Raw genomic sequence first — 1,318 nt, 5'->3', positions numbered from 1 at the left:
AGCCGGGAGAGCGCTCGGCGGGAAGAAGGGGCGGCGTGCGGCGGGGCACGGCACCGTCCGCATCCGCTTCCCCCGGGGTCCGGTGTCCCATCCGGTGCGCACCCTGCCCGACGCGGAGCCGGTCGAGGAACCGGGGTCGTACCGCGCGAAGGTCGACACAGCCATCCCCCCGCCGTGACCGAGGGCGGACTTCCCGCCATCGACATCGGGGGCAAGCGTCCGCGTCGGCCGCGCTTCCGCCCGGCACGGCGGCCGGAAGGAGAGCAAAACCCTCCCGCGCGGTAGTGGCGGACTCCGGCGGATTCCCCATTCCATCCGCCGAAAGCCCAGGTCGGCGACACACAGGGCAGGGCATGGGGTGGCGCAACATTTCCGCAACACCACTATCCCTATCGGATCGGTATGGTTCCGAACATGCCATCCGCCGAACGCATCCGAGACCACGCCGGCCGGGGCGCGGCCACCGTCGCCGCCCGGCGCACACGGCGTCGGCTGCGCGCGGACCGGGCGCGCCAGTTGGCCGACCTGCTGCGCCACCAGCTTCTCGGCGAGGGTTTCCCGACCGGCACCCTGCCGCACGAGTCGACTCTCGCCACCGAGTACCGGGCCTCGCGCAACACCGTCCGCCAGGCCCTCGACCTCCTGCGGACCGAGGGCCTGGTGGAGCGTCTTCCCGGCGTCGGCACGGTGGTGGTCGCCGAGAAGTACCCGCACGGGCTGGACCGCCTGATGGGGCTCGCGGAAACCCTGCGCGAACACGGCCGCGTCACCAACGAGGTCCGCACCATGGGCCCGACCCCGGCTCCCGCCCCGGTCGCCGAACGTCTCCGCGTCCCGCCCGGCACCGACGTCCTCTACATCGAACGTCTGCGCCGCCTGAACGGCCTCCCCCTGTCCCTGGACCTCACCTACCTCCCCCTGGACGTCGGCGCCACCCTGCTCGACTGCGATCTGGAGACCACCGATGTTTTCCGCCTCCTGGAGTCCCTCACCGGCCAACGCCTGGGACACGCCGACATCACGCTGGAAGCGGTCAACGCGGACGCCCATTCCGCCGCCGTGCTCCAGGCGCCGCGCGGTGCCGCCGTCCTGATGCTGGAACGGCTCACCCACTTCGCCGACGGCCGCCCCGTCGACCTGGAGTTCATCCGCTTCCGCGGCGACCGCATCACGATGAGCGGTCTGCTGCACCGGTGGAGCGTCTTCCCGGCGTCGGCACGGTGGTGGTCGCCGAGAAGTACCCGCACGGGCTGGACCGCCTGATGGGGCTCGCGGAAACCCTGCGCGAACACGGCCGCGTCACCAACGAGGTCCGCAC

1 protein-coding gene is annotated in these 1,318 nt (G+C 72.1%); it reads left to right on the top strand.

Features of this window, described 5'->3' with window-relative positions; genetic code table 11:
- The first annotated feature begins 414 nt into the window (after positions 1 to 414).
- Positions 415 to 1,263: a GntR family transcriptional regulator gene (locus FNQ90_RS23520; RefSeq protein ID WP_182608190.1), complete on the top strand. Its 849-nt coding sequence runs from the start codon at positions 415 to 417 to the stop codon at positions 1,261 to 1,263.
- Positions 1,264 to 1,318: the final 55 nt, after the last annotated feature.

The organism is Streptomyces alkaliphilus (assembly GCF_014141535.1).
Classification (GTDB): domain Bacteria; phylum Actinomycetota; class Actinomycetes; order Streptomycetales; family Streptomycetaceae; genus Streptomyces; species Streptomyces alkaliphilus.
Note: the sequence above shows the minus strand (reverse complement) of the source record. Positions and strands in the feature narration are given on the sequence as shown.

What these genes read in the sequence shown, in the direction of transcription:
- FNQ90_RS23520 (WP_182608190.1), top strand. Translation starts at nt 415, where the DNA reads ATGCCATCCGCCGAACGCATCCGAGACCACGCCGGCCGGGGCGCGGCC.